The 23917-nt window shown below is 54.1% G+C and carries 21 protein-coding genes; 9 read left to right on the top strand and 12 right to left on the bottom strand.

Translation table 11 applies throughout. The annotated features are described in order from the left end of the window. Positions 1 to 20: 20 nt before the first annotated feature. The 4 genes from AC19YS_RS15515 (at position 21) to AC19YS_RS15500 (ending at position 4723) form a co-directional block, all read left to right on the top strand. Entirely contained in the window at positions 21 to 323 is a 303-nt protein-coding gene (locus AC19YS_RS15515; RefSeq protein WP_070413557.1) for a sarcosine oxidase subunit delta, read from the top strand. Further along, positions 320 to 3217 carry a 2Fe-2S iron-sulfur cluster-binding protein gene (locus AC19YS_RS15510; RefSeq protein WP_070413556.1) on the top strand — a complete coding sequence of 966 codons (2898 nt, stop codon included), beginning with the start codon at positions 320 to 322 and terminating at the stop codon, positions 3215 to 3217. The genes AC19YS_RS15515 and AC19YS_RS15510 overlap by 4 nt, the downstream gene beginning before the upstream one ends. Before the next feature lies 1 nt (position 3218). Beyond that, positions 3219 to 3824 carry a sarcosine oxidase subunit gamma gene (locus AC19YS_RS15505; RefSeq protein WP_070413555.1) on the top strand — a complete coding sequence of 202 codons (606 nt, stop codon included), beginning with the start codon at positions 3219 to 3221 and terminating at the stop codon, positions 3822 to 3824. 110 nt (positions 3825 to 3934) lie between these two features. Further along, positions 3935 to 4723 (top strand): IclR family transcriptional regulator, encoded by a 789-nt coding sequence (locus AC19YS_RS15500; protein ID WP_078468118.1) that lies wholly within the window; start codon positions 3935 to 3937, stop codon positions 4721 to 4723. Here the strand turns inward: AC19YS_RS15500 and AC19YS_RS15495 are convergent. Then, positions 4720 to 5496: an acyl-CoA thioesterase gene (locus AC19YS_RS15495; protein WP_078468119.1), complete on the bottom strand. Its 777-nt coding sequence runs from the start codon at positions 5494 to 5496 to the stop codon at positions 4720 to 4722. The two genes, AC19YS_RS15500 and AC19YS_RS15495, sit on opposite strands and share 4 nt — an antisense overlap. A 371-nt stretch (positions 5497 to 5867) precedes the next feature. Then, the gene (locus AC19YS_RS15490) at positions 5868 to 6842 is read right to left on the bottom strand and encodes a cyclase family protein (protein ID WP_054895803.1); all 975 of its coding nucleotides are present in this window, start codon (positions 6840 to 6842) and stop codon (positions 5868 to 5870) included. 629 nt (positions 6843 to 7471) lie between these two features. On the opposite strand from AC19YS_RS15490, the gene AC19YS_RS15485 reads away from it, so the two are divergent. Further along, on the top strand, positions 7472 to 8185 hold the full coding sequence (locus AC19YS_RS15485) for a FadR/GntR family transcriptional regulator (RefSeq protein WP_054895804.1): 714 nt from the start codon (positions 7472 to 7474) through the stop codon (positions 8183 to 8185). A 215-nt stretch (positions 8186 to 8400) separates the two neighbouring features. Here AC19YS_RS15485 and AC19YS_RS15480 read toward each other — a convergent pair whose 3' ends face one another. From AC19YS_RS15480 to AC19YS_RS15435, 10 genes are all read right to left on the bottom strand, one after another. Then, the gene (locus tag AC19YS_RS15480; RefSeq protein WP_256670882.1) at positions 8401 to 9090 is read right to left on the bottom strand and encodes a DUF3313 family protein; all 690 of its coding nucleotides are present in this window, start codon (positions 9088 to 9090) and stop codon (positions 8401 to 8403) included. 252 nt (positions 9091 to 9342) lie between these two features. Then, positions 9343 to 9855, bottom strand: coding sequence for an acyloxyacyl hydrolase (locus tag AC19YS_RS15475; RefSeq protein ID WP_078466820.1), 513 nt, complete (start codon positions 9853 to 9855; stop codon positions 9343 to 9345). Positions 9856 to 10006: 151 nt separating this feature from the next. Continuing rightward, on the bottom strand, positions 10007 to 10336 hold the full coding sequence (locus AC19YS_RS15470) for a DMT family transporter (RefSeq protein WP_054895806.1): 330 nt from the start codon (positions 10334 to 10336) through the stop codon (positions 10007 to 10009). Further along, positions 10333 to 10680, bottom strand: coding sequence for a DMT family transporter (locus tag AC19YS_RS15465; RefSeq protein WP_070413552.1), 348 nt, complete (start codon positions 10678 to 10680; stop codon positions 10333 to 10335). Before AC19YS_RS15465 ends, AC19YS_RS15470 begins: the two co-directional genes overlap by 4 nt. Before the next feature lie 26 nt (positions 10681 to 10706). Then, entirely contained in the window at positions 10707 to 11342 is a 636-nt protein-coding gene (locus AC19YS_RS15460; RefSeq protein ID WP_070413551.1) for a PqiC family protein, read from the bottom strand. Beyond that, positions 11339 to 13030, bottom strand: coding sequence for a PqiB family protein (locus AC19YS_RS15455; RefSeq protein ID WP_070413650.1), 1692 nt, complete (start codon positions 13028 to 13030; stop codon positions 11339 to 11341). Before AC19YS_RS15455 ends, AC19YS_RS15460 begins: the two co-directional genes overlap by 4 nt. Continuing rightward, complete coding sequence (locus AC19YS_RS15450; RefSeq protein WP_054895808.1) at positions 13023 to 13643, bottom strand: paraquat-inducible protein A; 621 nt, start codon at positions 13641 to 13643, stop codon at positions 13023 to 13025. Before AC19YS_RS15450 ends, AC19YS_RS15455 begins: the two co-directional genes overlap by 8 nt. Next, positions 13640 to 14245 (bottom strand): paraquat-inducible protein A, encoded by a 606-nt coding sequence (locus tag AC19YS_RS15445; RefSeq protein ID WP_070413550.1) that lies wholly within the window; start codon positions 14243 to 14245, stop codon positions 13640 to 13642. The genes AC19YS_RS15450 and AC19YS_RS15445 overlap by 4 nt, the downstream gene beginning before the upstream one ends. A gap of 448 nt (positions 14246 to 14693) precedes the next feature. Then, the gene (locus tag AC19YS_RS15440; RefSeq protein ID WP_078466821.1) at positions 14694 to 15815 is read right to left on the bottom strand and encodes a sensor histidine kinase; all 1122 of its coding nucleotides are present in this window, start codon (positions 15813 to 15815) and stop codon (positions 14694 to 14696) included. Between the two features lie 56 nt (positions 15816 to 15871). Continuing rightward, positions 15872 to 16573: a response regulator gene (locus AC19YS_RS15435; RefSeq protein WP_054895811.1), complete on the bottom strand. Its 702-nt coding sequence runs from the start codon at positions 16571 to 16573 to the stop codon at positions 15872 to 15874. Positions 16574 to 16657: 84 nt separating this feature from the next. On the opposite strand from AC19YS_RS15435, the gene AC19YS_RS15430 reads away from it, so the two are divergent. The 4 genes from AC19YS_RS15430 (at position 16658) to AC19YS_RS15415 (ending at position 23238) form a co-directional block, all read left to right on the top strand. Continuing rightward, the gene (locus AC19YS_RS15430; RefSeq protein WP_197432295.1) at positions 16658 to 18166 is read left to right on the top strand and encodes an efflux transporter outer membrane subunit; all 1509 of its coding nucleotides are present in this window, start codon (positions 16658 to 16660) and stop codon (positions 18164 to 18166) included. Continuing rightward, a complete protein-coding gene (locus tag AC19YS_RS15425; protein WP_070413656.1) occupies positions 18163 to 18996 on the top strand; it encodes a MipA/OmpV family protein in 834 nt (277 codons plus the stop codon). The genes AC19YS_RS15430 and AC19YS_RS15425 overlap by 4 nt, the downstream gene beginning before the upstream one ends. An 88-nt stretch (positions 18997 to 19084) precedes the next feature. Continuing rightward, positions 19085 to 20155: an efflux RND transporter periplasmic adaptor subunit gene (locus AC19YS_RS15420; protein WP_070413657.1), complete on the top strand. Its 1071-nt coding sequence runs from the start codon at positions 19085 to 19087 to the stop codon at positions 20153 to 20155. Further along, positions 20152 to 23238: an efflux RND transporter permease subunit gene (locus AC19YS_RS15415; protein ID WP_070413658.1), complete on the top strand. Its 3087-nt coding sequence runs from the start codon at positions 20152 to 20154 to the stop codon at positions 23236 to 23238. Before AC19YS_RS15420 ends, AC19YS_RS15415 begins: the two co-directional genes overlap by 4 nt. Positions 23239 to 23917 lie beyond the last annotated feature (679 nt).

Here is a 23917-nt window from a genome sequence, read left to right as displayed (position 1 = left end):
CATTGAGTAAGGAGAGAGAGATGAAAGTCATGACTTGCCCGCTCAACGGGCCGCGCAATATCAGCGAATTCACCTACGGCGGAGAGTTCAAGCAGATGCCCGATCCTCAGACCTGCAGCGACGCCGAGTGGGCCGATTACGTGTTCAACTGCGAAGACGTTCTGGGTGTGGTTCGCGAATGGTGGATGCACAATCCGTCCAGCTATTGGTTCCTGGCCGAGCGCCACACCGGCAGCGACGAAATCCTGCGCACCCTCGATCCCAAAGAGCTGTTCAGCCAGCGCGTCGAGTTCATCGCCGCTGCCAAGGAGACCGCCCGATGAGCCGCCTTCCCGCCCCCATGGGTCTGTTGATCGACCGCAATCAGCCGCTGGATTTCACTTTCGATGGCAAGCCGTATCAGGGCTTTGCCGGCGACAGCATCGCCAGCGCCCTGCTTGCCAACGGCCGCTTTCTGCTGTCTCGCTCGTTCAAATACCACCGCCCACGCGGCCCCCTGACCATGGCCGGGCAAGACGCCAACACGTTGGTGCAGCTGCCCAGCGAGCCCAACGTGCTGGCCGACAGTCACTTGCTGGAAAGCGGCGTTCAGGTCACCGGGCAGAACTTCAACGGCTCGCTGGACAACGACAAGGACGCTTACCTCGGCAAGTTCTCCAAGTTCATGCCGGTGGGCTTTTATTACCGCTCGTTATACAAGCCCAAGGGCGCGTGGAAACTCTGGGAGCCGATCATTCGCAAGAAGGCCGGCCTGGGTGTGCTCGATCTGAAATTCCAGCCCGAGTATTACGACAAAGCCTATCTGTTCGCTGATCTGGCCGTGATCGGCGCAGGCCCTGCCGGTCTTCAGGCCGCACTGACTGCCGCCAACGCTGGCGCCAAAGTGCTGCTGATCGAGCAACAGCCGGTCCTCGGCGGCTCGCTGACTTACGCCCGCTTCGATCTCGAAGGCACTCGCTCCGAGACCGTGCGCACTGAATTGGTCAGCGCCGTCGAAGGCCACGCCAACATTCGCGTGCTGAAAAAAGCCACCTGCAACGCCTGGTTCACTGACAACTACCTGCCGGTGATTCAGGGCATGCGCATGTACAAAGTGCGCGCCGCGCAATGCCTGATCGCCAGTGGCTCGTTCGACCAGCCGGTGATTTTCCGTAACAACGATTTGCCCGGCGTGATGCTGACCAGTGCCGCGCAACGCCTGATGAAGCTCTACGCAGTCAAGCCGGGCAAGCGCGCTGTGGTGCTGACGGGCAACGATGACGGTTATCTGGCCGCGCTGGACCTGCACGATCAGGGCGTTGAAATGGCTGCGCTGGTGGACATGCGCAGCAACCCCGCCGACCGCGCCCTGCTGCTGGCGCTGGAAAAGCGCGGCATCACCTGCCATCTCGGCAGCACGGTATTTGAGGCGCGGCACGAAAAAGGCATGCGTCACGTCAGCGGCGCCGACATCCGCACGATCACCGGGCAAGGTCAGGTCGCCGGCAGCGGGTTGGTTCTCGATTGCGATCTGCTGTGCATGTCCGGCGGCTATATGCCGGTCTATCAGTTGCTGTGTCAGGCGGGCGGCAAGTTGGCCTACGACGACCAACTGGCGGAATTCACCCTCAGCGGCCTGCCGAAAAACCTCAGCGTTGCGGGGTCGGCCCATGGTTATCACGCGCTGGACAATGTGCTGGCCGACGCTATTCATGCCGCTGCCGATATCGTCATGGCGCTTGATCTGGAACTGGCCGCCAAGCCTCTGGCGATGCGCCCTGAAGCGCAGGTCAACTTCCCGTGGCCGATCTTTCCGCACCCCAAAGGCAAGGATTTCGTCGACTTCGATGAAGACCTGCAAGTGCGCGACATCATCAACGCCACCAAAATCGGCTATCGCGACGTGCAGCTGGTCAAGCGCTACTCCACTGTAGGAATGGGCCCATCCCAAGGGCGTCATTCGGCATTGCCGACAGCGCGACTGGTTGCTGCCTCGACCCAGCGCAGCATCAGCGAAATTGGCGTCACCACAGCTCGTCCGCCCTTTGAGGCCGAGAAACTGGCCCACGTCGCAGGGCGTGCGTTTGACCCGTACCGGCAGACGCCAATGCACAAACGGCATGTGGAGGCTGGCGCGAAAATGATGCCCGCCGGCATCTGGCAGCGTCCGGCTTATTACGGCAAGACCACCGAGCGTGAGGCCTGCATGCAGGCCGAAGCGCTGCACGTGCGCAACAAGGTCGGCATCATCGACGTATCGACCCTGGGCGGTCTGGACGTGCGCGGCCCGGACGCCGCCGAATTGCTCAACCGCATGTACACCTTCGCCTTCCTCAAGCAGCCGATCGGTCGCTCCCGTTATGCGCTGATGACCAACGAGCACGGCGTGGTCATTGACGATGGCGTGTGCGCACGCTTCGGCGAGCACCATTTTTACGTCACCGCCACCACCAGCGGCGTTGATCGCATTTATCAGCAAATGCTCAAGTGGAACGCACAGTGGCGCCTGAATGTGGACATCGCTAACGTCACGGCGGCGATTTCGGCGGTCAACGTGGCAGGACCGGATTCACGCAAAGTGCTGGAAAAGGTCTGCCAGGATCTGGATCTGTCGGCTGAAGGTTTTCCTTATCTGGGTGTGCGTCAGGGCACCGTGGCGGGGATCAAGGCGCGCTTGCTGCGGGTCGGTTTCGTCGGCGAACTGGGCTATGAAATCCACGTTCCCGCTCGTCACGCATTGAAGCTGTGGGACGCATTGATGGAAGCCGGCAAGGCCTTCGATATCCGCCCGTTCGGCGTCGAAACCCAGCGTCTGCTGCGTCTGGAGAAAGGCCACGTGATCATCAGTCAGGACACCGACGGCATGACCCATCCGGGCGAGATCGACATGGGTTGGGCGGTGAGCCGTACCAAGCCGTTCTTCGTCGGCCGCCGCTCGGTGGATATCCTCGAAGCCCAGCCGCAGAAACGCAAACTGGTGGGTTTCACGCTGCCCAAGGCCAGCCCGCAACCGCTGGAAGGCCATCTGGTGCTCAGCGGTCCGGACATCAGCGGCAACGTGACGTCCTGCGAGTACTCGCAATCCCTGGACAAGATCATCGGTCTGGCCTACGCCGCGTTCGATCAAAGCCAGCCAGGGCAGCAGATTCCGATTCGTGTCGAGGACGGCGTGATCGTCCAGGCCACCGTGGTAAAACTGCCTTTCTTCGATCCTGAAAACCAGCGCCAGGAGCTCTGACATGTCGAGCCTCAACACAGAAAGCTACATCGAACCCGCTCCGCTTCAGCTCGGCGCTCTACAGCAATGTGTGCTCGTCGATCTGACCGAGATGCCGAGGGTTGGTTTTCGCGGTCAGCAGAGCGCCGATTACTTGCAGGCCCGTGGCTTCAGCCTGCCGGATGCGCCGAACCGGGCGGTCACTCAGGCCGATGGCAGCCATGTGGCACGTCTGTCACAGACTGAATACCTGATCCTCGGCAGTCTTCAGGACCGTGGCGAACGCGTCGCCGATGAGGAAGCGCGCTGGGAGCTGGATCACAGCGCCAACTATCTGCTGCCCCGGGAGGACAGCCACGCCTGGCTGCACTTGAGCGGCGTGTGCATCGCTGAGGTCATGGCCAAGCTCTGCGGCGTCGACCTGCGCCCTGCCGCCTTCCCGCCGGGCGCAGTTGCGCAGACCTCTGCGGCGCGCATCAACGTGATCGTAATCAATCTGGGATCGAAAGGACAACCGACATTCCAGATCCTCTTCGACCGTGCGTCTATTAAATATTTCAAGGACGCGGTGCTGGATGCCATGGCCGAATTCGATGGGCAGGAGCTGGAGATAGAAACACTTCAGTGAGCTCTAACCTTGCAGCAAATCATTTTACCGGCAGTGGCGATTTCAATGATGTCACCGCCTGCAAACCATGGGACCACAGACAGTACAAAGGTCGTTATCAAGGAGTATCCATGAACATAGCTGAAGTGCCTGACAAGGAAGCCGACTACAGCGTCCCCGCCCTCGCCCGCGGTCTCAGCGTACTGGGTATGTTCAACGCCCACACACGCAGCCTGAGCCTCCAAGAAATCGCCGAGCGACTGGGCGTTAGCAACTCGGCGGTTTACCGCATTCTGTTCACGTTAACCAACATGGGTTATCTGAACAAGCACAACACCCAGTACGAACTCGGCGCGCGGGTCATCAGCGACGGCTTCAGTTACCTGGCAAGTCGAGACATCGTCGAAGTGGCGATGCGGCACCTCAACGAACTGCGTGATCGCACCTCGTTGTCCTGCCACCTGAGCATTCGCGAGCAGACCGATAGCCTGTACCTGTATCGCGCGTTTGCCGCGCAAAGGCTTTCCGTGAATATTCCAGTAGGTACCCGCATCGCCTGTCACTGCACGGCTATGGGCCGCATGCTCCTCACCTCATTGAGTGAAATAGAGCTAGGGCAGTTATATCAGCTTGTCCGGCTGGACGATTATCCAGCACCCGCACCGCGTACGTTGCTTGAGCTACAAAATTTGATTAGCGAAGACCGAGACAGGGGCTGGGTATTGCACCGATCCGATTACTCAACCGCAATTGCCGCGCCGATCAGAGATCATAACGGACACGTCGTGGCCGCGATCAATCTCTCCGGCCCAGATGCGGTGATGGACTCTGAGGACGTTAAAGAGCAATTTCGAGCTTTACTACTGGCAAGTAGTATAAGCATCAGTAATGAACTGGGTTATTCCCATCCATTTGGTTAGATGAAAATAGCGACTGTTTGGCGTCCCGTTAATACCTGCACTCCACTCTCATCCCACACATCTAAGCTCTGCAAAGAGTAACCATTACCGGCTTTTCGGCTAAATGTACGTATCAAAAACCAGCCACCTACAGTCGAAGGATTTGGTAAATCGAATGTCCAAGAAACAGTGCTAAATAACGCGGGCGCATCAAAACAAGCACTGACACCCGGTGGCACGCAATCAGCGAGTGCAATCAGCGCAACAGTGGAGTCGATGCCTTCGGCGTCAACATGTCTAGCCCAGACGATTAACTCTGGTATCGCTGCACCTGAAAACGGTAACGCACCGCCTGCCGGACGAAATTCAAAGTTTTGAGCGCAAGGAGGAGCATTATGGTCTAACACTAAAGTTGGGAAGATATGCGGACCACCTACATCAGGCATTCGCGTAAAATCGTGGATAATCTTACTCACCCGGGGGCGAGCAAACTGCATGACCATATGTAGAATATGCCTATCTTCAGACACAGTGTCTGCCACCATTGAGATCAGCGACTTCCCCTCATACAAGTGCGTCGCGCTGAACGTCTGAGATGCAGAGCAAGGACCCAAAAATGACACATGGGCAGACATCAGGGGGGGCAGTTCCTCTGGAGCCTCTAGCATCGCTGTATGCAACGAAAGCGCGGCGGACAAGCCACCATAAACGGTTCGTCCTTGAAGCCAGTCTGATGGTGGGGAAAACGGTTCAGTTGCTTTAAACTGCTGGAAAATATGGGTTAACGAACTCATTGCGTTCCCCGATCAGATGTATTGGGAATTAGAAGGATTGAACTTCAAACTTTACAAAGACTATCGAACCGAAATCATCAAGCCTATTAGCACTCTGAGAGATTGCTGTGGCTGTGTGACCGGTTGATTACGCGAACGAGCAGGAGTACAGCTGGGCGACAGGCGGTACTTATAGCGGTATGTTAGGTCTATTGTCGGAGTTTAAGCCACGGCGGCGGAAGCTGGCCATTATGGCGATCGGACTCCAGAAAAGCACAAAAACTGTCAAGCACTAGAATAAACGTTAGCTCATATTTTTGTGGTCGGCGCTGACCCCATTCAGGCCAGCGCCAGACTATCTATACAATTACCTTATACGAACTTCCTCGCCCTCACTTAATCACGATAGGGTTGACCGGAGCCCCGCTACCGCCTACAACCTTTAGTGGTGCTGCTGTATAAAGAAAAGTCCATTGACCATCACGTACGCAGTCTTCAGCGAGTGCATCCAGCGCGATGATCTCGCTGAATGTCACTCCTAAATTTCGCATAAGTGCATTATGCAGAGGTAACTGGACGCCGCTCACCGGATCAACAGTAACTTCGTTGGCGATTGTGTCGGTTACAAGGTTAGGAATTTCCATTTCATGAAACCAATGCACCAGCTCTGGGCTGAAGGTGAGACCAGGCTCTAGAAAATTGTCATAGAACTCTTCCGCTGAAACTTTATAAAACTTACCAATCCACCCAGTCCTGATAAGCAAAATATCATGCTTCTGGATCTCGACCCCCTGAGCCTTCGCGGCAGCGACGAGATCAACATGGTTGAATGTTTCACCTCGGTCCAAATATTCCTTGCCGCGGAATCTGGCCATATCGATCAAAATGCCACGGCCAACAATACCCCGCTCCGCTAATGGGAGGACGCTAGCCTTGCTAAGTCCTCCTACAGTCGTCATAGCATCAAATCCGTTATAAATCTGATCGCCATACCACGTGTGCCCGAGGGCATCGTACTGACTGGAACCTTGCAGATACATAACCATCATGTCATCGGCGTATTGAAGCCCTCCGGCAAGCGCGTCCGCCTTCCCGGCAACGTACATCCCTCGATCCATAACGTTCATTCGTTTTGCTCCGGTACGGCCCGGCCACACAGGGTCTCCATGGGGAGACCCCATGGGAACCTGCAGGGTAAACGTCTTACCCTGTCTGATGGCCGCAGCGCCCCGTAATACTTCATATGGATTTAGGAAGTTGAGCGCGCCCACCTCATCATCGTCCCCCCAACGACCCCAGTTTTTTGGCAGTTTTTCAAACAGTGCCGCGACACCTGGCACGTTACTTACGTCAGTACTTTCACACATAACGGACACCTTTTATTTTTATAGCCTACGAGGCGTTGATGGATCTTGTGTTCAGCCAACAAATGGCTGGTTTTCTACGCTCCATCGAATATGACGACAAACGTGCAGCCGATGAGAGCCTCTGAGCGGGTGGGGTTCTACCGCACTCAACCCATAGAAAATTTCCCAAAAAGTCTGTTAATAAGAACTTTTTTCTGAGCGCGCAAAAGTGGGTCGGTGAATGACACTCCTATCACGTCACTTGACCTTTGGATCGGGAGGGATGAACGCGCGCAGGAAAAACCTGAGATCAATATGAAGCGGCATCTGAGAGGCATCTGAGGTGCAAGGCCAATGCTTTTCAGGGGCTTTTTTTGCGTGGCTATGGATGAGAACCATGTGCAACCTCATATTTTTATTCTTTCTGGTCATACATCATTGATACATGTCTTACCAGATAGAAAAGCTAGCTACACCCAGCAAGCTTGTCAACTACAAAAAGTCGCAGCAAGCTCTTTGAACGCAACCTACCAGGCATATTGCACGAAGAAAAGGCGGCCTTGTCATGCAGCATTGGACTTGTAAGACCACCCTAAAATCCGCCACTATTCGGCATTACTGTTGCGCATGCTCAAAAACAGGATGGACAGATGAAAAGTGCGACCTCTCAAACGCCACAGCCGCTTCCGCTGGAAATCGTTCATTGGCTCACGGGGGAAATAAATTCAGGTCGATTGGCCACAGGTGATCAGCTGCCGAGCGAACGAAAACTGTGCGAACAGTTCTCCGTTAGCCGAGCTGTGGTGCGTGAAGCGCTGTCGCAACTCAAATTTGAAGACCTGATCACAACGCAACAGGGCAAAGGTGCCTTTGTCGCCAAGCGCGGAGAGCGGCACGCTTTTAGGCTGAGCGAGGTCTCGTTGGGCGAAGAAAACTCGCTCCTGCACATCTTGGAGTTTTTGATCACCATCGAAGTAGCTGCCACTCGTCTGGCGGCAACGCGTCACACCGCTGAGGACCTCAAAAGGATTCGCCAAGCTCTGATTGGCATGGAATATGCTATTGTCAACGATCGGCTAGGTGATGAGGAGGACTATGCGTTTCACCAGGCAATCTTTGCAGCGGCACATAACCCCCACTTCAAAGCGCTGAATGAGTATCTGGATCATAGTGTCCGTCGTCTTATACGCGAAGCACGAAGCAATACTGCCAAAAACTACCATGAGCTGGTCCAGGACGTACAAAACGAACACCAAGCAATTTTTTTGGCGATCCAAGCTAGAGACTCGGTGAAGGCGGGCGAAGCGGCAGAGCGGCATCTGCGTAATGCAGGCAAACGAATGAACATGTACATCGAAGACTGACACTCACGCCTTCTGTTCGATCCATCCTCTATCGGGTGACTTAACACCTGTGCGGAGAACGACGACCAGTGCTTATAATTGATCACAGATATAGAGGCTGGAGTGGAACGAACGCCTACTGGGCGGCGTCAACAGTTGATCAATACTACCACCATCATACAGCCGCTCCCCCGCTGCGCCGTTCGCTCCCATGCCGCCAATAGAGGGCAATGCGTTTATTGCAAGGGTCTGCCAAACGGAGACAAAAACTGCGTTGCTTCGACGGAAAATCTAGCAGCAAGTGTCAGCGCGTGTGAACTTCGACTGTAATTGCCGAAAAACTCTTTTATGCCACCCGAGTCTGCCCACAGTAGCATCGCCTTCTGTTGCCCAGTCACCCCATCAACCGCCTCCAACTCAACAGCCAAAGCGCCGTTGAGTAATGGACCAATCGCGAGGGAGGTAAGCGTGTTCAGCACTGGAGAGGCTTCCGTGATACGCGTAATGCGTACTTTGACACGAAGGATGGGATCAGCCACCCCCTCCCCGCCTGACAGGTAGAATTGTTTCTGCATTTCATTATGGAACTTGTCCTGTAACACGCCGAGAACTTCTGCACCTACCTCAGGGGAAATTTCTTCTGACCCGGCTGGAGAGATCAGAACCGGGTCAATTATCGCAAACCTATATCGACCAAAGTCGCCAGGTTGGGGAGGGATCGACATGACATTTTCTCCGCTCGGCACTAGCCCCTGATAAGACTGTGCCTGATCAGACCTCACTGGGGTATGCGATGCACACCCGCTTATGCTGCCAACCACAAGCGCTAACGCGAAGCCAAACCGCACCTGACACTTTGCCTTCGAAGGAGGGCATGACACCCCGCAAAACACTCTATTAAAAGGCTTCTTTCCAGATTCCAGCATAATTCTCACGTCCCTCTCAGGCATGGGAATGCCCAGGCCAGGGCCAAATATCATTAATTGGACGTCAGTGACCGTCATTCATCATGAAGCTAAGCATATTTATGCTTGAGCACTTTCTGAACGACTGAATATGCATAAGTCATCTAACAAAATAGCAAAATTAAGCGACCGGTAAGATAGCTCTAGATTAGCTCAAGGTGCGTCCCTGCCATCAACAAGTAAGCTCAACACCCACTGGCCCTTGGCCTATTGCTAAAGAGCGTGGCTATAAAAGAGTGAAAATGATTCGATCCCATCATTCGGCTCTTTAATGCCTGCGTTTGAGTAATGAATCACTCGAGCACCCACGCGTTGCGTGTCGCCAATCTTCAAACCTACACCTAAACGATCTTCAAAATTGAAAGCAGATCCAAACTCTCTGTCGCCTGCACTACTGCCGGAAAAAACCGAAACCCCCACTCCCAATTCTATAAAAGGCTTAATATTGGAAGAGCCGAACTCATAAACAAAAACGGGAGCAAAAGAGAGCGAGTGTCGTGCCCCGGCTTTTTTACCTGATTCCCAGTAGGTATAACCGTAATCCCAATACCCTGTCAGTTTACCTGTCGAACTTTGCAGCCAAGACTGATCCCAATTTACTCCCACGCCTGCGCGAGCAGTTAAGCCACCCTGACTGGTCGATCCAATAGCCGAAGACAACTCAATCGCTTGAGCACCAAAAGATAGAGGTAAGAGTGCAAGCGCACCCAAGATGATTTTTTTCATATGAATACCTGCTCGTAGCCAGCATTATGAGTGAGTGCTATATCAGCCCCACCTATTAGAAAATAGGGATGACTCTATAAATCGGTCTTAGGAGAGCAATGCCGCGCCATGACACTCTCCATTATTAGAACTAACAGCCTGTTCAGGTCATTCAGCTGGCGTGCTGCGCCCCTAGTTCGATTAACAACACTCCGCCGACGATGAAGATAATCCCTAACCCCATTAATTTGGTCAGTGGATCCTTGAAAAGTAGCTTTGCAACAATTGCCGTCAGTGCGACGCCGCTTGCAGACCAGACACCGTAGGCCACCCCAATACTCACCCCCTCAGCGAGGGTTAAGCTAAGCAGCGAAAAGGCAACCAAGTAGGATGCCGCAACGGGCAAAATCCAGATTTTGCGGCGAAAACCATCCGAAGCACGCATGGATAGTGTTCCGCTGACTTCAAACAAAATCGCGCCGATCAAATAGAACCAACTCATAGTGTTTGCTCCACTTTCCCATGCGCCGCACCTGCGCCCATTTCGACCAACCACACGCCGGCAATGATGCAAGCAATCCCCAGGCCCATGATCCAACTCAGGGAATCATCGAAAATAACGTGTGCCATGACCGCTGTAAGCGCAACGCCACAAGCAGCCCAAATACCGTAGGCCACGCCAATAGCCATGCCCTTACGAAGAACCATCGAGAGCGATACGAAGGCGCCCACGTACCCGCAGACGACCACAACGAACCATTGAGGGTTATCCATAGCGGCTCGAAGTGAGAGCGTCGCCACCACTTCGAGCCCTATGGCTGCAAAAAGCCAAATCCACTTTTTCATCAGGTTACCTCTTAACTCCCTAAGTATTAGTTTGCCCCAGCCAGAGCTGCTAGAGAGGCATTGGTTTGACAACCAGCATTCGAGTCCGCCATCCAATGTGTCGCCGAACCCACGATACGACTGCCGAGTTCTTTAACTATTCGTTGGTGAGCCAGCACTAAGGCCTCTATTCCAGTACCGGCGTCCTGACGCATCACTGAGCTGCAGGTCAGGCTTCGATGAGCACCATCAGTCCCGGTGCGTCTTAGGCTCCAAGCAGCCTCAATCAATGAGTACCGACCTGGAACCGACTCAAAACGACGTACGTCAACCTGGAGAGAAACATGGGGCAAGCCAGGCTCGCGTGCAAGCCCTGCTCCGTCGACGCGGCCCATTTGTAGCCTTAACTCATGCCTCAACGCCGCTCTCACTTCATCTGCCAAGGGCGCGGCCCAGCGCTCAGTTTCAAGTATCTGCATACTGCTTTCGCCTTGACGAACAACGATCTGAGGCTGATCAACCTGAACGGGAACATTGACCGTCGTAAGTGAATATTGAAATGGCACGGCGGCGTTGGCGTTGACGGAATCTGTAGCAGGAACCAAGGTGTAATAGCGCGTGGGCGCAGAACTGCAAGCAGCCAGTGCCAGAAACGCCACGGACCAACAGAAACGTATGTTCACTTGGCAGACTCCGCCGGTTGAGCTGATGAGGCAGACGTGCTCGGACGAAAGCCATCGGGTTGACCTTCCTTTACTCGGCCGCGAATCAGCGCTTCGGGGTGTCGGCTCAAGAGATCACTGAGTACCCGCACTGATCGAGCGGAGCGCTGAACCTCATCCATAACTTGGCCAAATTGCTGGCGCTGTGGAGAGTCTTCAGCAAAACTTTCATTGACTACCGACAGTGTCTTTTGAGTCTGCCCCAAAGCATCCCGCATTTGCGGCAGGACTTGCCCGTTAACTTGCTGCAAGGTCTTACGCATCTCGACCAAGTTGGCATTGAGGTTATCCGCAATGCGTTCGACTGGAATTTTGCTCAATTTTTCCACGATACGCTGCACCTGATCCTGCAACTTGTCTAAACTCCCGGGGATCGTAGGCATTTCCATAGGTCTGGCCGCAAGGTTAAAAGGTACCGATTGAGCATGAGGGACGAAATCAAAAGAGACATAAAGCTGGCCCGTCAGCAAATTTGCCGTTTTGACCTGAGCGCGCAGCCCCTCTTTGACAAAGATCGATATCAACTGGGCTGATTTCTTACCGTCTTCATCATGACCAGCATCATAGGCCGTCAGTATTTGCTCATAGGCCTGGCCCAAGCGCTGGGGATAAATGACCGCACCGACCACGACTGCAAAGTTATTAGTCGAACGGTTGAAGTCCAAATCGGTTGACACCACCTTGCCGATATTTACCCCTAGAAACTCCACAGGCGCATTTATCGCCAAGCCGCGCATTGACTGATCAAAATGCATACGAATGAAGAACGGCTCACCATCAGGCGGTGCCAAAGCTGTTGCCTGATCTTTAAAGAGTGGAAACGCGCCGCGTTCGTCTGCTGCCTTCGCATCATTCCCATAGGGCGGTTCCATAAACGCAATGCCGCCCGACACAATCGAGGCGACTGACTGAGTATCAACCTTCAGCCCATCCGCTCCAAAGGTGACGTCCACACCGCTGGCGTTCCAGAAACGAGTGCCTGTGGTGATAAAGTCATCATTGGGAGCATTCACGAAAATCTCGATTTCTACGCCCTTACCGTCGGCAGACAACTGATATGAAACGACCTGCCCAACTTCGATGCGACGGTAATAGACAGGCGAACCAACGTCCAGTGAGCCAAGGTCATCTGCACTCAATGTGTAGCGCTTGCCTTTCTGCCCATAGGTAATTGGCGGTGGACTTTCCAAACCCTTAAAAACGATTCTGGTTTCAGGGGACTCACCAGGGTCAGCTCCGATGAAGGCGCCCGAAAAAAGCGTATCCACGCCTGAAATACCTTGCGCACCGATTCGAGGGCGAACCACCCAAAAGCGTGAATCCTGAGCTGTAAAGGCCTTGGCGGCGTGCTCTAACTGGACAGTCGCCACCGCGTGGTCGCGATCATCGCTCAAGGTAATGTCGGATACTTGCCCGATGACAACGTTTTTGTATTTGACCTGTGTTTTTCCAGCGACCAAGCCTTCAGCACTGAGAAAGGTGACTTTTATTTCAGGCCCCTTTGACAGGATGCTGTGAGCCGCCATTGATAAGCCAATTAATGCCGCCACTATGGGTAGTAACCAAACCAACGAGACCCCCTTACTTCGATCCTTTACACCCGGCGCTTCAGGCTTTCGTTGAGTTTTGACATTAAACTGATCAGACATCTTCAACCTCAGCATCCCACATAAGACGGGGATCGAAACTCATAGAGGCCAGCATGGTGAAGACCACGACAAGGCCGAAAAAAACAATCCCGATTCGTGGCTCGATATTGCTCAGCAATTCAAACTGCACCAGTGCGGCAAGCACAGCGACGACCAGCACGTCAAGCATCGACCAGTAGCCAATGCGCTCTACGACGCGATAGAGACGAGCGCGCTCCAAGGTGCGCCATTGGCTACGTCGCTGGGTGCTCATCAGTAACAGGAACATAATCAGAAACTTCATACAGGGCACTACAACACTGGCTATAAAAATGAGCGCCGCGATGTCCCATGCCCCGCCCTTCCAAAGTTCGAGCACACCACTCATGATCGTACTCTCGCGGCCATTACCGACAATATCGGTGCGCATCACCGGCAATAAATTGGCGGGGAGATAAAATAGCAAGCCCGTCAGAAGAAGCGACCAGGTTCTAACAAGGCTATTGGGTTTGCGTCTATGCAATGTCGCGCCACAGCGCGAACAAATTACTGCATCACTGGAACTTGCCTTCTTACAGGTGTGACAGAGAACCAGTTGCAACTCTGAAGCAATTGGCGGACGTTGAATCGTCATACGTCCTTTGCCTCATCCCATAGCCGCTGCATACTTTTGCTGGTGACAATGATGCTGACAACGCAGAGTAATACTAATGCAACCAGCCCCATACCTGGGCGCACATCTAACAGCCCACTTAGTTTAATGATGGCGACCAAAATACCGAGTAGACATACTTCCAGCATGCTCCAGGGCTTCAACTTCACTAAAAGCCGCATACACCCCATAAACCCCGGTGCACGCCTACCCTGGTAGGCAAATCCAAGCAACCAGCACAAGAGACCAATTTGCAGCCCTGGGGCTAGTATGATGCATACACCTGCTACGAAGGCAATTGGCGTAATATCTCCTCGTGCAAGTGCCCATACGGATGACCACAATGTTGCTTGATTCCCCGCACCCTGAAAACTTATATCGATTACGGGAAAAACATTAGCAAATACGAACAAAAGCGCGCTGGCTATCGAGATTGCAAACAACTGTTCAATCGTCAGCGCTGAACCTTGCTGGAGCACACCATCGCAACGCGTGCAAATGGATGTCTGACCTGGCTTCAGCGGCAAGGATTCGAAGACTGAATCGCAGTGCTCACAGATAATCCAGTCATCACACTGATGCATAAGAGTGTTCCTAAACGTTGTTCCGGCAGTCAATTCGACTAATACGCAAACGCAGAAAGCGGACTTAGACATGCTCACTGACTTGAATAATAAGTGCACACCAACATAAACCACGCCGGCACACCAATAAGCACTCGGAACAAGGCTACACCCTGTTTTTCAATAAACGGTTTGGAAAATATCAAGATTTGATCAAGATGTTACACAGACGTTAATCGGATCCTGATTTCGCCGCTTCGAGTACGTTTGGCGGGCCAAGGACCGAGAATCCTGCTACCCGCCTTCAACGCTGTCGGGACGCATCCGAGACGTCGCGCTTACACCCGTCAAAGCCTCAACTCACTGAGCAGGAGGGTTAAGCAGTCTCAAGCTTGCAATTGGCACACTACTGTTGCTTGATTAATCGCTGATCCGAGCAGTGAGTCAACCACATGCTCAACCTCCTGAATCAGCCATAGGGAATTGACATACGAATGGCTAGCCCACCCCCTTCACGGTTGTATGCGCTGATAGAACCGCCGTGAGCGTCGCAAATAGCGGAAGCAATTGACAAGCCCAACCCAGTCCCTCCCAAAGGACGGGCGCGAGAACTTTCCGCTCGCCAAAAACGGTCGAATATACGCGTCAACTGGTCATCCTCCACCCCAGGTCCACGATCGGCAACAATCAGGTGAAGCGCACTTTCACATTGACTGGCCTTTATTTCTACGGACTTACCCGGTGCGGCGTAGCAGATCAAATTATCGATCAAAATGGAAAGGACCTGGCCAAGCCGATCTCTGTCAGCCAGCAACATTAACTCAGGCCCAACCTCGATCTGGATGACAACATTAGCCACAGCAAGCTGAGGTGCGGCCCACTCAAGTCGCTCCGACACCAATGCGTTCACCGAAAACAGACTTTTCTCCATCGCTAACTGGCCCGCCCGGGCCAAAGATAATAGATGCAGGTCACCCACCAGCCGATTCAACTGATCAAGTTGGCCCTTGACCAGCATCAACTGTTGCGGATCACTGGGGAAGACCTCATCCAACATCCCTTGCACACGCCCAGCCGCCGCATTAAGGGGTGTTCTTAACTCATGGGCAAGTACAGCACTGGATACCCGAATCTCACGCTCATATTGCTCGAGCTTGGCAGTCATTCTATTGAAGTCTTTCGCCAGCTTTATGATTTCAGCGGGGGCGCCAGGGACGCTCAGCGCACGCACCGAAAAATCGCCCTGCGCCACCTTTCGAGCGGCACGGGCCACATCCGAAAACTGCCGAGATAGCGGGCGAGAGGCCAGTAATCCGCCCAAAATAACAACGGGAATTGAAATCATGACAAATGAGGCTAGCCACAGCCAATCACGGCTCGCGATACCGGGGAGGAAGTCACGTACATCGTAATAACGCTGGAATAGCTCCCATAAGCGAGCCTCATTATGATGCGGATCTGCGCGAAGCTCTTCGAGTTCCGGTCTCACCGACGCAGGAATTTGCTGGGTCGTGTTGTAATCCCAAATTGCAAATCGCAGCCACATACCAAAGGCAATACTGAGGATGACACCAAGCGCGAGTGCACTCATCCGCAAGCAGACCCAATACCAGAGTGTAGAGCGATGTTTACGCGAAAATGGTAATTTCACTGCGTCCCCCGGAACCGGTAGCCGACGGCGCGTACGGTAACCAAAACATTGGCGATACCATTGGCCTCCAGCTTACGACGAAGATTATGGATATGCGCGTCGATGACTCGATCTAAAGCTCCGCTCTCTGGTAAGCACGCCTCCAACAGTTCACCACGGGTAAATGCTTTGAAGGGAGCTCTCAGCAACGTCGCCAATATATTAAATTCCGTAGGCGTAAGGTCCAACACAACACTGCCCTGTTCCAGACCTTCAACATGCGCGGTAAATGTTTGAAGATCCACCAACAGCGCACCATCGCGTAGCTGATCTTTTGATATAAGACGACTGGAATCTGTTCGGCGTAGTACAGCGACCACTCTGGCGACAACTTCTTTCGGATTGTAAGGCTTGACTATGTAGTCATCCGCCCCATAGCGAAGTGCGCCTAACTTATCAGGCTCATCACCGATTGCGGTCACCATAATGACCGGCGTGTCACCCAAACGGCGAATAGCGGAAAGAACTTCTGTGCCGCTCAACTTGGGCAACATGACATCCAGCAACACCAGATCCGGTTTCCAGCGTGCGTGCATTTCAACACCCCGAAGACCGTCTTCAGCAATAGCTACTTCAAAACCGTCTCGGCGAAGGTAGGCCTCAAGCGTACTTGCACTCAAGGCGTCGTCCTCAACCACCAGTATTCTTTTACCTACCATGCGAGCCTCTTAATAAAACCTTGATAATTTCCGCAACGATTCTTGAAAGTCTGCTGCCACCATCTCACTCCAAGATAACAGCGAATGGTTGAGTTGATGGCTACTTTCTTACCAACAGAGAATCAGACCGGTTTCTTCCGACGCAGTGGGACACTGGTATTCGGGGTGCTGCTCCCTGTAGTCATCAGTCTATCTGCTTGTTCACTGGCACCAACGTACCAGCGACCTGAAGCACCGATTCCAGCACGGTTTGACAGCTCGACGGTTCCCACCTCCAAGGTTCCGGAAGGAAGATCGGAACCGCTCTCTAGCCAGGAACGCCTTTTTCTTACGGCGTTTTCGACAAGCGATGATCTTGTCCCGCTCGTCGAACGTGCTTTGGCTAACAATCGTGACTTTAAAGTCGCGACGCTCCAGGTCGAACAAGCACGCGCGCTAAATCGAATTGATCGTGCACAGCAGTTACCCAGCGTGAATGCCTCAGTCCAACGCTTCCGGCAGAAATTCAATGATCCCAGCCTCGACGCTCGCTACGGGCAGAAATTGAGCGCTGCGACCATCGGCACATCGGATTTCGAGCTGGATTTCTTCGGCCGGGTTCGCAGTCTTTCCGACGCATCCAGGCATCGGTATATGGCCAGTGCTCAAGGACAACACGCGTTTCGCGGTGCTCTGATTTCAGAAGTTCTACGTGCCTATGTTATTGATCGCGCAGCTGCGGCTCAAGCGCAACAACTGCAAAACGCATATCTCGATACGCTGACCCTGCTCAATCTCGCCGAACGCCAACGAGACGTTGGGACGTTATCTGAAGATGAAGTGAACCTGCAACGCAGCGACACCGAACACTCACACGCAAGAATGCAGCAGGCTCAAACCGACGCGGCCGCCGCACGACATGCGCTGCAGTTGCTGACTGGCTACGCTGGCGCCTCCCCCGCGGGAAAGGTCGAGGAATTGGCCAACCCAAATGAGTCGCTCGACTGGCTGAATTCGTTGCCCTCTGAGGTGCTGCTGGAACGTCCCGACATCCTTCAGGCGGAGGAGCAACTACGGGCCTCAAATGCTGACATCGGTGCGGCCAGAGCCGCGTTCTTTCCATCAGTTACGTTGAGTACCTCATTGGGTACTGCCAGCGATGGTTTGGGAAACCTATTCGATGCAGGTGGCCGCGTTTGGACCTTCATTCCTCAAATCACGCTGCCCATTTTCAATCATGGCCGTAACAGCGCCAATCTCGATCTGGCACAGCTACGTAAACAGGCGGCTGTGGCCGACTACGAAAGAACCGTGCAATCAGCGTTCCGAGAAGTATCCGATGTGCTCACAGCCCGCAACGCGCTGATTGAACGAGTGCGCAGCGAGCGTGGACTGGGGATCACAGAGGATGAACGTGTTCGGCGAGCGACTGCGCGCTTCGACGCAGGATGGGAGGACCAACCGCGGCTGTTGTCGGCACGCCTGCGGCTCCACCAAACCCGCATCGACGGTATTTTCGCGCAACGGGACTTAGCCCTCAATCGTATCGCCCTTTTCCACGCCTTCTATGGCGTAAGCATGAACGCTCCAGCAACGTTAGGAAAAAAATCATGAAAAAACTTTCTGCATACGCATTACGACGCTCTGTTGCCCAAGTGTTCTACGGTTCGGTGATGTCCTTGCCCCTGGCTCTTCAGGCGCAGGCTGAAACAGCTTCAATCACCGACAGCATCTTTGGTGGCGATACTCAAGCCAGCGTCGGTGTCGGTGTTGCTGGTGGGCCCCGCTACATGGGCTCAAAGGATTACCGGAGTGTACCGGTTCCGGTTCTCTCGCTAAGCCGCGGCATTTTTTTTGTTGATACCTATCGAGGGCTAGGCTTGCAATGGCAGTCGCCTTCAGGCTTCTACATCAGTCAGTCCTTTTTCTACGACGCTGGCAGGGATGATCGCAATAACGACTTTAGACCTGGGGCTAACCGACTCTCAGGCATGGGCGAGGTCGACAGCACAGCAACTAGTATTCTGTATCTAAGTCAGCAATTGACGCCGTGGCTCTCGGTCAATGGCGAAGCCGAATTTGCGCTGGATGGCGGAGAAAGGGGCACGCGCTATCGCGCCGGACTCGAAGCGACGGTGTTGAACCAGTCAAGAGACATCATTGTGCTTGGGCTTGACGTCCGAGCTGCCGATCATCGCTACAACCAGGCCTATTTCGGCGTAACTGGTCAGCAATCTCAGCAATCGAGGTTTACCGCATTTACTCCTGGAGGCGGCCTGAATCAGTACGCTCTGAACGCGAACTGGACTCATAAATTTGACGAAAACTGGTCAACGTATGTGCTGGTAACCGCATCGGAATTGGGCGGAAAAGTTGAGGACAGCCCTCTGATCGAACGCAAAGGCGCGCTGAGCGCCGTTACCTCCATCAGTTATACGTTCTGACCCTGCTAGACGGCGGTCGCTCAACTATCAAACATCGGGAATACATGTCGTGATCCATGCCCCTCGCGCGCCTCTTGTACCGTTAATAATGATGTTAAGTCTAATTGCAGGGTGCGGCCGTTCAACGCCGCCCCCACAAACCCCGCCCCGTTCTGTGAAGGTTGAAACCGTGCGTGATAGCGAGGGCAATCGCCTTCCTATCACGGGCCGGGTCCGGATTGAACAACGCGCTGATCTGAGCTTTGAAGGTTCAGGCCGTATAGCTTCCATCGCCGTGGATGTCGGCGATACGGTTCGGCGAGGCCAAACACTCGCACGGCTGGATCCAGAGCCTGCACAACTCAAACTACAACAGGCCCGTGCGGATGTGAGCGCCGCCAAAGCGCAAAAAGCCGAACGAGATCTGAATTTTCGCCAGCAGCAAGCATTGTTTGATGATCGCGTGATCTCACCCGCGACCCTCGCCGCTGCTCGTGCAGCCTACCTGAGTGCCAACGAGCAGTTGGACAGCGCAAAGGCAACAGAAGCGCTGGCCAGTCGAGCCGTGCGCACCAGCGCCATTGTGTCGCCATTTAATGGACGCATCGTCGCTCGTTCAGTTCAACCCTTCGTAGATGTGACAGCAGGACAAAGCGTGCTTCAGATTGAGGGCGCCGAGAAGGCTGAAGTCGTCGGCATGCTTCCTGCCGCGTTGGTTACTAAACTTAAGCCAGGGGATGTCGCATCGGCCTATACAAACGCAAACCCTGCGCAAGACGTCTCCATCCGATTGGAAAGCCTGTCCAGTCGCCTGGAAAATGGCGCGCTGGTACAAGCCATCTTCCGTCCAGTCGAACCAAGCAGCGAACTTCGCAGTGGCGAGACGGTGCTAATTACGTTACCAATAGCGCAAGCGCATGCGCCTTCTGTGCCGGTTACGGCACTTATCCCACAAACACAGAGCAAACAAGCAAGTGTCTTTGTGTACGATGCAGCCACCGCCAAAGTCAGCCGTCGCGAGATCACCCCCGAAACGGTGGAAAACGGTCGAGTACTCGTACGTGACGGCCTTGCCGTCGGCGAAACCGTCGTGGTTGCAGGCGCCGCATTCCTGGTTGATGGGCAGGCGGTACGTCTGTATCAACCCGCCACACACATCGGCCGGGACAAAGCCTTATGAACCTGACTCGAAGCGCACTCGGCGCGAGCCGGCTGACCTTATTTACCGCACTCCTGATTTTGATAGGCGGGGTATTAACGTTTCTGCGGTTTCCCTCCCAAGAGGAGCCAACGATCACCATTCGTGACGCGCTCGTTGCAATTTACTTTCCGGGTATGCCGGCAGAACGCATAGAAAATTTGCTAGCCAGACCGACCGAAGAAAAGTTACGCGAACTGGCGGGCATAAAAAAGATCATCACAACCGTGCGCCCCGGAAGCGCGATGATTCAGATCACGGCATACGACCAGGTCAAAGACCTTAGTGCGCTATGGCAGCGTGTACGCGCTAAGGCGAGCGAGGCAGCGGCAGGATACCCGCAGGGCAGCCTGGGACCGTTTGTCGATGATGATTTCGGCCGCGTGGCCGTGGCATCCGTCGCAGTTACCGCGCCCGGCTTCAGCATGAGCGAAATACGCGAGCAACTTAAAAATACTCGTGAGCAGCTCTACGCGTTGCCAGGCGTTGAACGTGTCTCTATATACGGCTTGCAAGAAGAACGCATCTACCTCGAATTTGACCGCCAGCGCTTGGCTGGCCTCGGGCTGAGTCCCAACGCCGTACTGGAACAACTGCGTACTCAAAACGTTGTGACACCTGGAGGACTGCCCTCTGTTTCCGGATCGGCTTTCACCGTGATGACAACCGGTGAGATGCGAACTCTGGACGACCTGCGTCGCTTTCTAATCTCCGCACCGAGGGGCAATGACACAACAGTTGTGGCGTTGGGTGAATTGGCAGACGTTCGTTTGATGCCAGCCGATCCGCCGGAAACGGCGGCAATTTATGAGGGGCAACCGGCCGTCGTACTTGCCGTTTCGATGGCATCCGGGCAGAACATCGCAGCTTTCGGCCTCCAATTACGGCAACGATTGAACGAAATCGCCAAACAACTACCGGCCGGTTTTTCCCAACACGTCGTGACCTTCCAGGCCGACGTGGTTGAGCGTGAAATGGGCAAGATGAATAGCGTGATGGCCGAGACGGTCATTATCGTGATGGCTGTAGTGATGTTGTTTCTGGGCTGGCGCACCGGGCTTGTGGTGGGGGCAATCGTGCCGCTAACTATTCTCGGGTCATTAATTGTCATGAGCGCGCTGAAGGTCGAACTGCAAACGGTGTCCATCGCAGCGATCATCATCGCCCTGGGACTTCTGGTGGATAATGGCATTGTGATTGCCGAAGACATCGAACGACGTCTTCAGGCCGGAGAGGAACGTCGCTCTGCTTGCATAGAGGCAGGGCGGACGCTAGCGATTCCACTGTTGACTTCATCGTTGGTTATTGTGTTGGCGTTTTCACCTTTTTTCCTAGGTCAGACCAGCACAAATGAGTACTTGAGATCACTTCCGATAGTGCTCGCTGTAACGCTGCTGGGGTCGTGGGTATTGAGCCTGACGGTGACACCCTTGTTATGCCTTTACTTTGCCAAGGCGCACGCCCCAGCAGACAATAATCAGGCAGCCTACGATTCAAAACTGTATCGGGGCTATCGGCGCGTTATCCAAGCGCTCATGCTCCATAAACTGATGTTCATTGCCGTGATGCTGGTTATGCTGACTGGAGCCGTTGCGGTACTCGCGTCCCTCCCCTACAGTTTTTTGCCTGAATCAGATCGGCTGCAATTTCAGATGCCATTGACGCTAGAACCCGGTACCGATTCTCGTCAGACACTGCAGACCGTCAAGGACATCAGCAACTGGCTAGCGAATGACCAGGAAAATCCAGAAATTGTCGACAGCATCGGCTACGTCTCAGACGGTGGCCCACGCATCGTACTGGGATTAAATCCACCGCTGCCTGCGACGAACGCAGGCTACTTCACCATCAGTGTGCGCCAAGGCAGTGACATGGATGCGGTGATCGCTCGTGTGCGCAACCATATGCTTGCGGCGTACCCGCAAGTGCGTGCTGAGCCAAAGCGATTTTCCTTGGGCACCACCGAATCTGGAAAGGCGGTCTATCGCGTCAGCGGACCGGACGAGACCGTATTACGTGCAGCGGCCAATCATATAGCTAAGGCTTTGCATGGTCTGCCAGGCACGGTCAACGTGCAGGACGATTGGGATGCTCGAATCTCAGGTTACGAAGTGGTGGTTGACCAGGTACGCGCCCGACGCGCGGGCGTGACCAGCGCCGATGTCGCTCAAGCGCTGCAGACTCGATACTCAGGCGCACAGGTGTCTCAGATCCATGACGATGACACGACCGTGCCAATCATGCTGCGTGGGTCGATGACTGAGCGTGACCAAGCTGAAGACGTGGGTAGTACATTGATCTATCCGCAAGCGAACGGCTCGCCGGTTCCGCTGGCGGCTATAGCGCAGGTGACGCTCAGTTCAGAGCCCTCTGCGATTCAGCGTCGCAATTTAAACCGGACCATTACCATCTCAGGCCGCAATCCTGAGCTGACGGCGGCGACCCTAGTCGCGCAGATTGCACCTAAGGTGGCAGAGTTTAAACTTCCACCTGGATATCATATTGAAATTGGCGGGGAGATGGAGGAATCCGCAGAGGCCAATGAGTCGTTAGTGCAATATATGCCAGTTGCCGTATTGTCGATGTTGTTACTGTTCGTCTGGCAATTCAACTCGTTCCGAAAACTGCTGATCATCGTTGCCAGCATCCCTTTTGTACTGATTGGCGCCGCGCTGGCCTTGGTAGTGACCGGCTATCCATTTGGATTTATGGCCACATTTGGATTGCTGTCCTTGGCAGGGATCATTGTGAATAACGCGGTCCTGCTGCTTGAGCGAATCGAGGTGGGTGTCGCCGAAGGCCAATCCCGTCACGATGCTGTCCTGACGGCAGCAGTAGAACGGCTAAGGCCTATCTTGATGACCAAACTGACCTGCATTGTCGGACTGATCCCGTTGATGATGTTTGCCGGCCCTTTGTGGACAGGCATGGCGATCACGCTAATTGGTGGTTTGGCACTCGGCACCTTAGTTACATTAGGGTTGATCCCAGTGTTGTATGACCTGCTTTTCGCGGGCGCCATCGGGGAGCGGATCACCAACAACGAGAAAGAACAGCACGTTTAGACATGGAAGCGTCCGACTGAGGACGCCTTCCCGGCGTTGGGCGATACCGGGCGTCGGTCGCAACCATTTTTCGATGTGACCGATGTCTCGCCGACGGGCCCAGCCTTGAGCGAGAGTACGGATGATTACCATTGGAAGTAATGCTCCGACGAAACGCCGGCGCTATTGCAACCGATCGGACGCTCTTCACGCCACTTCAGCGCAGATTGAACTGCATGAGCGGCGCTAGACGAGCTTTCCCCTCTGTCGTAGCGTTGCGTTCCATTGGGCAAAGACTGTGAAGGGAGAAATCACATGAGCACCACAAGAAAATTCGTGATGGTTTTGTCTGCCGTGGGCATTTAGGGCGGATGCGCCGTAACAACTCTGACACTCTCGCTCGCAAACCCATGAGCACGCTTGAGCAGGATCGGCAATTGGTCACCATGGGGATTTTTCGGCCATCTGTTTTGGAAACTGATGCCGAATTGGAGAAGATTTCGCCTAACAGTCCTAGAGCCCTACAACCGCTGAGACAAAAGCTTGCGGCCACTCAGCAACAGCAGAACAGACTTCAAGCAGAGGAAGCCTTACACCCGCCAGCTACAGCCACTTCGCAACCGGAAGACCAACAACAGCGCATGTGTTCTTTGAATAATAGGGCCGCCGTATATTTAGTGCCTTGCTAAAGCATTCTGCG

The sequence above is a fragment of the Pseudomonas sp. MF08831 genome (assembly GCF_059862645.1).
The sequence above is the reverse complement of the archived record's forward strand: the minus strand, read 5'-3'. Positions and strand labels throughout refer to the sequence as shown.